General features: G+C 73.0%; 10 protein-coding genes and 1 pseudogene. 5 read left to right on the forward strand and 6 right to left on the reverse strand.

Annotated features, from left to right (window positions below):
* From ACWGIU_RS22490 to ACWGIU_RS22505, 4 genes and pseudogenes are all read right to left on the reverse strand, one after another.
* A pseudogene (locus ACWGIU_RS22490) lies at positions 1-159 on the reverse strand (arginase family protein); the annotation flags it as partial.
* Positions 160-232: 73 nt separating this feature from the next.
* On the reverse strand, positions 233-541 hold the full coding sequence (locus ACWGIU_RS22495; protein ID WP_453708426.1) for a hypothetical protein: 309 nt from the start codon (positions 539-541) through the stop codon (positions 233-235).
* A gap of 528 nt (positions 542-1069) precedes the next feature.
* Positions 1070-1738: a hypothetical protein gene (locus ACWGIU_RS22500; protein ID WP_453708428.1), complete on the reverse strand. Its 669-nt coding sequence runs from the start codon at positions 1736-1738 to the stop codon at positions 1070-1072.
* 103 nt (positions 1739-1841) lie between these two features.
* On the reverse strand, positions 1842-2288 hold the full coding sequence (locus ACWGIU_RS22505; protein WP_453708442.1) for a hypothetical protein: 447 nt from the start codon (positions 2286-2288) through the stop codon (positions 1842-1844).
* Here ACWGIU_RS22505 and ACWGIU_RS22510 point away from each other — a divergent pair.
* The gene (locus tag ACWGIU_RS22510; RefSeq protein WP_453708440.1) at positions 2214-2726 is read left to right on the forward strand and encodes a GNAT family N-acetyltransferase; all 513 of its coding nucleotides are present in this window, start codon (positions 2214-2216) and stop codon (positions 2724-2726) included. The two genes, ACWGIU_RS22505 and ACWGIU_RS22510, sit on opposite strands and share 75 nt — an antisense overlap.
* Positions 2727-2744: 18 nt before the next feature.
* Here ACWGIU_RS22510 and ACWGIU_RS22515 read toward each other — a convergent pair whose 3' ends face one another.
* Positions 2745-3185 (reverse strand): Lrp/AsnC family transcriptional regulator, encoded by a 441-nt coding sequence (locus tag ACWGIU_RS22515; protein WP_030012642.1) that lies wholly within the window; start codon positions 3183-3185, stop codon positions 2745-2747.
* 69 nt (positions 3186-3254) lie between these two features.
* On the opposite strand from ACWGIU_RS22515, the gene ACWGIU_RS22520 reads away from it, so the two are divergent.
* From ACWGIU_RS22520 to ACWGIU_RS22530, 3 genes are all read left to right on the forward strand, one after another.
* Positions 3255-3908 carry a LysE family transporter gene (locus ACWGIU_RS22520; RefSeq protein ID WP_453708430.1) on the forward strand — a complete coding sequence of 218 codons (654 nt, stop codon included), beginning with the start codon at positions 3255-3257 and terminating at the stop codon, positions 3906-3908.
* 172 nt (positions 3909-4080) lie between these two features.
* On the forward strand, positions 4081-4464 hold the full coding sequence (locus ACWGIU_RS22525; protein WP_453708432.1) for a hypothetical protein: 384 nt from the start codon (positions 4081-4083) through the stop codon (positions 4462-4464).
* A gap of 307 nt (positions 4465-4771) precedes the next feature.
* Positions 4772-6112, forward strand: coding sequence for a carboxyl transferase domain-containing protein (locus tag ACWGIU_RS22530; RefSeq protein ID WP_453708434.1), 1341 nt, complete (start codon positions 4772-4774; stop codon positions 6110-6112).
* 243 nt (positions 6113-6355) lie between these two features.
* Here the strand turns inward: ACWGIU_RS22530 and ACWGIU_RS22535 are convergent, their stop codons facing one another.
* Positions 6356-7177: a helix-turn-helix domain-containing protein gene (locus ACWGIU_RS22535; RefSeq protein WP_453708436.1), complete on the reverse strand. Its 822-nt coding sequence runs from the start codon at positions 7175-7177 to the stop codon at positions 6356-6358.
* 48 nt (positions 7178-7225) lie between these two features.
* Here ACWGIU_RS22535 and ACWGIU_RS22540 point away from each other — a divergent pair, with 48 nt between their 5' ends.
* Positions 7226-7588, forward strand: coding sequence for a cupin domain-containing protein (locus ACWGIU_RS22540; RefSeq protein WP_453708438.1), 363 nt, complete (start codon positions 7226-7228; stop codon positions 7586-7588).
* Positions 7589-7865: the final 277 nt, after the last annotated feature.

The raw sequence follows: 7865 nt of genomic DNA on the forward strand, positions 1-7865 counted from the left end.
CGCGTGCGACCACCCCGCCCTCGATGGCGCCGAGCCGGGCCGGCAGGCCTTGCTTGCGCAGGGCCCCGGCGAGCTTGTGGACGCCCGGGGACGGCACCAGGCGCGGGCGGGCGCAGCCCGAGGGCTGGAGGGGACATCGAGGAGCACGCGGGTTCGCATGCTCTCATCCCGGGCGACGCCGCCCCCCGGCGCCCGGCATGTCCCCCGGGCGCCGCCCGCCGGGCTCGCCGCGTCACCGGTTCCCGTGGTCCTCCATCAGGTCGGCGATCAGGGCGGCCAGGGCGTCGGCCCGGTGCCGGTCCTCGCGCTGGTCCCGCAGAGCCTCGTCGACGGCCCGCAGCCTGGCGAGGGCGGCCGGGTCCCGGTCCGTCACCTCATCGATCAGCGGCAAAGTGACCAGATCCAGGCATGCGGTGAACAGGCGACGGGTGGCAGCGGTGGGGGCACCTGGATCGGGCGAGACAAAGGTGGTGGTCAGGTATCGGGCCGGGTCGGTCAGGCTCCAGCCGACGACGGCGCCGCGCTGGACGAGCAGCGCCATCGGGAGCGATCCCGATGCGGGCTTCCAGCGGCTCGTCTAGTACGTCGAGGTCACGCAAACAGGTCAGCACGGTGTCCCCAGGGGCGCGGCAGAGCAGCGTGGTCGCCTCCAACCGAAAGTCCAGAACTTGGTCGGCGCGAAGGCCGCTCGCTCGGACGAACGGTGCGGAAGGAATGCGAGCAGTATCCGCGGCATCTGCGACCGAGGAGGGCACCCTGAGCTCAGCGCCGACGAGTTCCCGACCGGCCGGGTCGAACCGGAGCTCGTCGGGTGCGTCCCACAACCAGTCCTGGCTGCCGAACGTGCCCAACTGGAACTGGTCGCGCTCCTCCACGTCCGCGTACGTGGCGATGCGCACTCGGAAGTCCCGGAAATCGAAACGCGGGGCGATGTCCAGGGGGTCCCCCGTCACCGTCGCCGTCCAGTCACCGTCAAGGGTCAGTTTCAGGGTCAATCTCGCCTCAGCCACCCGGCTGGGACCATCGCAAAACGAACGCGGCTGACGCCGTTCCGGCCGACCATCACACATCACCAGTTCCCGTACTGCTCCACTTTGTCAGCGATCAGTGCGGTCAAGGCCTGGATCCGGTGCCGGTCCTCGCGCTGGTTCATGAGGTTGTTCTCCAGCGCCCGGAGCCTCGCCAGGGCGGCAGGGTCCCCGTCCCTCACGTCGTCGAACACCGGGGTGGTCATGATGTCCAGGCATTCGGTGAACAGGAGGCGGGTGGCCGGGACGACAGGCGCCGGCTCAGGGGCGGCGAAGCCTGTGGTCAGGTAGCGCACCGGGTCTGTGAGGCTCCAGCCGACGACGGTGCCCTGCTGGACCAGGAGCGCCACGTCGGGGGCGATGCCGATGCGGGCCTCCAGCGGCTCGTCGAGGACATCGAGGTCACGCAGGCAGGTCAGCACGGTGTCGCCCGGGGTGCGGCACAGCTCCGTGGTCGCCTCCAGGCGGAAGTCCCGGAGCTCGTCGGCGCGAAGACCGCCTGGCTGGGCCAAGGGCGTGGCAGGAACGCGGGCAGAGTCCTCGGCGTCGGCGGCCTCACCGACGATCTGGAACTCGGCGCCGACAAGTTCCCGGTCGGCCGGGTCGAACCGAAGCTCGTCAGGTGTATCCCAGAGCCACGCCGTACTGCCAAAGGTGCCCATGAGGTACCGACCCCGCTCGTCCGCGTTCGCGTACGGCACGATGCGCACAGAGAAGTCCCGGAAATTGAAACGGGGGTTAATGCGCAACGATTTCCCGGTCGTTGTTGCGGTCCAGTTTTCGTCGAAAGTGAGTCTCATGCCCAATGCCATCTCATCTGACCCGCTCTGCGGGAGGTTGGAAGCCGTTCTTGCCTGGAATCCTGCCTTCCACCACGTCTGCGTGCGTGATGGGCCCACCAGGATCCAGGGGTGAGCCTCCCAGCGCCTCGGCCCCGGATGGACCCTTGATGCCGGACGAGCCGTATGCCGTGATGACGTTGCCTGCCCCCATGCGGTCAGCCCGAACCACCACTATGTCCTCCCCTTGACGGAAAATCAGTTTTCCTGTGCCCGCCGGCGTGTAGTACACCGCGTCCGGCTTCTTGAGGATCTTCATGACTTGTTCCTCGCTGAAGCCGTGGTCATGCGCGTGATAGTTGTCGGCCTTCTTTATCTTGCCGCCCTGTGCCCTATCGACGATGTCATCGATCGCATTGAGGGAATCCTGCTTGGCTTTCTGGGCCTTTTCCTCTTTGTCCGGGTACTCGCCGAGGTCCACGAGCGGGACGGCTACCCCGTGAACTGGCCGGACCACCCCGGCGGCTGGCTGTGCCGGCCGGCGCTGCTCGCGGCCTGGGTGGCGGAGCTGGACGGGCGGATCGTCGGTCACGTCGGCCTGTCCCGCGGCGAGGCGGACGATGCGGCGCCCGCGCTGTGGAGCGGCCGGGAGGGCGTGAGCCGTGCGACAGCCGCCGTGGTCGGCCGCCTGTTCGTCGCTCCGGCGGCACGAGGCCACGGGATCGGTGCGCTCCTGATGGCCCGGGCGACGCGGGAGGCGCGGGAGCGCGCTCTGCATCCCGTGCTCGACGTCGTGGCCTCCGACGCCTCGGCGGTGGCTCTGTACGAGCGCCTCGGCTGGGAGCGGTTGGCCACCGTCGAGCAGCGGTGGAGCCCGGAGCTGACGGTGGCCGTGCACTGCTATGCGGCAGCCAGGTGACCCGACGCCCCCTCCTCCTCAGTACTGGCCCGGCCGGGTGGCCGCGCGCAGCGCGATCCGGGTGTTGGACTGGGCGACCCCCGCCTCCCGTTTCATCCGGCGGAGCAGCCCGTCGAGGGCGGCGGGGTCGGCGGCCCGGGCGCGTACGAGGTAGTCGTGCTCGCCCGTCACGTGCACGACCTCGGTGATCCCGGAGAGCTTGGCGACCTGCCGCTCGAACTCCTCGTTGGTGGTGTCCTGGCGCAGGGTGACGTCGATGAAGACGACGAGCCCGCCGGCGGTGTCGGCGGCCGGGTCCACGATCGTCGTGAACCCGCGGATCACCCCTTCGCGGCGCATCCTCCGTACCCGATCGGCGGTGGCGTTGGCGCTGAGGCCGACGCGGACTCCCAGGTCCCGGTACGAGATCCGCGCATCCTGCTGCAGGATGCCGAGGATTTCCCTGTCAAGGCGGTCCATACCGCGATTCTCGCAGCCGGGCCCGGTATTCGCGTATATCCCCCTCAGGCGGGGCCCGACGCTCGCCCCATGAGCGAACTGATGTCACCGACGCTGGCGGGCGCGGCCGCGGGCCTGGGCGTGGCGATGCCCATGGGTGCGATGAGCGTGCTGCTGCTCCAAGAGGCGATGCGCGACCGCCGCACGGCCGTGGCCGCGGCCGCCGGAATCGCGGCGGTCGACCTGGGCTACGCGGCCCTCGCCACCACCGTGGGGCCATGGGTGGCCTCCCACATCTCCCCGGTCGAGGCGTGGGTCCGGCTGGTCTCGGCGGTGATCCTGCTGGCCATCGCGGCGCGCGGCCTCTCCGGGGCCTCCCCGGCCCCACGTGCGGACCTGCCCTCGGAGCCGGCATCCGCCCCGCCCACGGCACCGGCCCCGGCCCCGGCCCGCCCGGCCAAGGCCTTCGCGCGGTACGTCGGCCTCACCGCCCTCAACCCCACCACCGCCCTCTACTTCGCCGCGCTCACCACCGCGCAGGGCGCCACCCTGGGCACCGGACCGGCCGGCGCCGCCTTCCTCCTCGGCGTCGGCGCCGCCTCCCTCCTCTGGCAGCAGGCGCTCGTGACGCTCGGATCCCTCGCCGGCACCCGCGTCCCGGACGGGGCCCGCCTCTGGACCTTTCGCCTCGGCTACGGCCTGGTCGCCGCCTACGCCGTCAAGATCGCCTTCCCGCTCCCGTGACCGGCCGGTACGTCGGTCGGTCGGTAGGTCGGCCGGTACGTCGGTCGGCCGGTACGTCGGTCGGCCGGTACGTCGGTAGGTCAGTCGGTAGGTCGGTCGGTCGGTCGGTCGGTCGGTCGGTCGGTCGGTCGAGGGTTTGCCCCTGGGCCCTCCGGCGGCGAGACTCGGTCCCGTGGACATGGGGATCCCCGGTTTCGAGCCGTCCTTCCTGGTCGGGATCGAGGCGGTCCGGCAGGCGCACGGCGCCCGGCTGGCGGCGCTCGTCGGCCGCCGGCTGACGGGCTTCGCCCTGGTGCGTTTCGCCGAGGACGGGGACTGGTACGCGCAGTGCCCGGTGGTACTCGACTTCGACGGCAGCCGCGTCGAGCTCTGCCACACGAAGTTCGACGAGCTCTCGATCGGCTGGGGCCACATCCGGACCACGGCCGCGATCAGGGGATGGGAGGAGTCCGGGCTGACGCCCGAGTGGTCCCACCGTGACGTGCGCCTCGAACCGTTCCTCGGCCAGGAGCTGCGCGACCTCGCGCTGATCGAATGGCGGCCCGGCGGGCCGTGACCTGGCAGCGGGGACCCTGGCAGTGGAGTTCGTCTTCGACGCCGGCCGCCTGCGCATCGCCAACGCACTCGACGAGAACGGCATCGAGACGGGCCCGGCCCGACAGACCCACCTGCGGCACCGACCCGAGCACTGACCGGTGCCCCTGACGGGAGCGGTCCCGCGTCGCGCCGGTCGCCGGCGTCCACCGACGCCGTCCGGATCCGGCGCCGGGCGCGCCACGGCACCACCCCGTCCAAGTACTGTCGCCCGTACACGACTTCGACGACCATCGACCTCGACCGACGACCCGACCTGGGGTGACCCCGTGACGACCCGCCTCTCGGCCCGCGCCGCCATCGCCTCCGTGACCGACCCCGGCAGCTTCACCGAACTCCCCGCGCCCCGGCGGGAGTCCCCCGCCGACGGCCCTCTGGACTGGACCGGCTACGACGACTCCCGCGCCCGCGCCGCCGACCGCACCGGCGAGCAGGAGTCCGTGGTCACCGGCACCGCCCGGGTCGGCGGCCACGAAGCCGCCGTCGTCTCCTTCGAGTTCGGCTTCCTCGGCGGCTCGCTGGGGCAGCGCACCGGCGACCGGCTCGAAGCCGCCTACACCCATGCCCGCGAGCACCGTCTCCCCCTCGTCTCGCTCATCGCCACCGGCGGCTCCCGGATGCAGGAGGGCATGCTCGCGCTCACCCAGCTGCAGCGCGTGGCCCGCCAGAGCGTCCTGACCCGGGCCGCCGGGCTCCCCCAGCTCGCCGTCCTTCGCGATCCGACCACCGGCGGCGGCTGGGCCACCCTCGGGGCCGGGGCCGACGTCGTCCTCGCGCTCCCCGGCGCCCAGGTCGGCTTCGCCGGGTCCCGGGTGCGTCCGGCGGACGCGGATCCGGCGGCCTACTGCGCCGAGGGCCAGTACGCCGCCGGGCACGTGGACGCCGTGGTGCCCGCCGCCGGGCTGCCGGGCGTCCTCGCCGACTGGCTCCGCGTGCTGGCCGCGCACCGCCCCGCCGGGCCGGTCGAACCGCCCGCCGCGCAGGCGGACGTAGCACCGCCGCGCACCGGCTGGGACGCCGTCCTGCAGGCCCGGCATCCCGACCGGCCGCACGCCGCCGCATACCTGGACGCGTACTTCGAGCTCCGCCTGCCGCTCTCCGGGGACCGGGCGGGCGGCACCGACCCCGGCATGCTGTGCGGGTTCGGGCTGCGCGAGGGCCGCGCCGTCGCCTACGCCGCCCAGTGCGGCACCGCCACCCGCCCGGCGGGCTACCGTACGGCCGCCCGCGTCATCCGCCTCGCGGATCGGCTCGGCATCCCGGTGCTCACCCTGGTTGACACCCCGGGCGCGGCCAACGACGCCGCCGCCGAACACGCGGGCGCGGGCGCGGCCATCGCCGACACCTTCGCGGCCCTGGCCGAAGCCACCGTCCCCGTCACCACCCTGCTGATCGGCGAGGGCGGCTCGGGCGGCGCCCTCGCGCTGGCCGCGCCGGGGAACACCTGGGTCACCCCGGACAGCTACTTCTCGGTGATCGCCCCGGAACTGGCGGCGGCCATCCTCAAGCGTCCCCCGGAGGCCGCCCCCGCCACGGCGGACCAACTCCGCATCCGCCCCCAGGACCTGGTCGCCCTGGGCATCGCCCGCGGCATCGTCGGCCCGGGCTGACGCCACCGGTGCCGGCGACGGAGAGGTACGGGGAGCGTGACCGGCACGCCTTCGGGGCCTCGGCCGCCAGGGCGGGCGGGGCGAGCGTTCCGGCGAGTACGGCGGTGGTTGCCGCGGTGGTGGCGAGCGTACGAAGGCGCACGAAGGCCTTCCTCCTGGTTCGGCGGGCGGGTCGGGGGCGCGGGCTGTGCGGAACCACGCGGACTGCCGCAACAGGAAGGCGACGAACCGGGCAACTTCCCTTCACGACCGGCCGGATCGGGCGAACCGCGCCGGGCTGATCCCGACATGCCGCCCGAAGTGCCGGGTCAGGTGCGCCTGGTCGTAGAACCCGGCCGCCACCGCCGCCTCGGCCGGCCGCACCCCCGCCAGCAGCAGCCGCCGCGCCAGGGCCACCCGCCGCCCGGTCAGATACGCGTGGGGCGGTAGCCCGTACGCCGCCGTGAAACTCCGGATCAGGTGCGTGGCATGCGGATACCCGAGCTCGGCCGCGGCCTCCTCCAGGGTGATCCCGTCGGGCACCCGCGCGTCGAGCAGCTCGCGCAGCCGGACGGCGACCCGCGCGCCCGGCACCTGCCCCGGCGCCTGTCCTTCGGCCGCGCGCCCCGCCAGTCGGCGGTGCAGGCGCTCCCGTACGAAGGCCAGGCGCGACTGGGCCTCGAAGGGGTCCCGTTCCACGAGGGCCAGGTGCAGCCCGTGCACGCGCTCACGGAGCGCGGGGTCGGCCAGCAGCGGGGCGTCGACGGCGGCCCCGGTCAGCCGCTCCGGGAGCACCGAGGCGTCCAGGTACAACACGCGCTTACGAAAACCCGCCTCGGTCACGGTCCGCCCGTCGTGACTCACCCCGGGCGGCAGCAGGACCACCACGTCCGACACCCCGAGGCCGTGCCGTTCCCCGTCGAGGGCGAAGTCCACCCGCCCGCCGTCGAGGATCATCAGCGCCCAGGTGTCGTGCACATGGGCCGGATACGCGTGCTCGGTGAAGCGGGCGTGGAAGACCTCGGCGATCCCGGGCACCGACGGCTGCCATGCGGACACGGTGCTGCGCGGACGTATCGCGGCCATGTCAGGAACGTACAAGACCGCCCGCGGGCGCGGCGACAGGCTGTCCCCATGACGACACACAAGGTCAACATCGCCGAGAAGCTGGCCGGTTTCACCGAGCGGTGGGCCCCACGGCGCATCGCCCGCGTCAACGACTACGAGGTCAAGGTCGCCCGACTCCAGGGCGCATTCATCTGGCACACCCACGCGGACACCGACGAGCTCTTCCTGGTGATCGGCGGCACCCTGACGATCCACCTGCGCGACGGGGACGTGGTCCTTCGCCCCGGCGAGATGTACGTGGTCCCGCGCGGGGTCGAGCACTGCCCGGCGGCGGACGAGGAGGCGCAGATCCTGCTCTTCGAGCCGGCCGGCACCGCCAACACCGGCTCCGAGGGCGGCGACCGCACCCGGGAGCCGGTGGACGTGTAGCCCTGCCGGTCGTGCGGGGGGCGCCCGTGTGCCGGGGTGCTCCCCGCAGGGCGCGGAACGCACTACCGCCCGGCCTTGATACCCCCACCAGCAGGCACAAGCGCCCGGCCCACCGCCCGATGCACCGTCCGGCCCAGCGGTCCCGGCGGCTACGCCTGCGGCGAGCGGGCGTCGTACAGGGCGAAGTTCCGCCACCGAAGCGCGAGCAGACCCAGCACCAGTACACAGGCCAGCCCGCCGCCCGTGACGGCCACGGTCGGGGAGATCAGGTCGGCGG

Source organism: Streptomyces sp. NPDC054840, assembly GCF_053611065.1.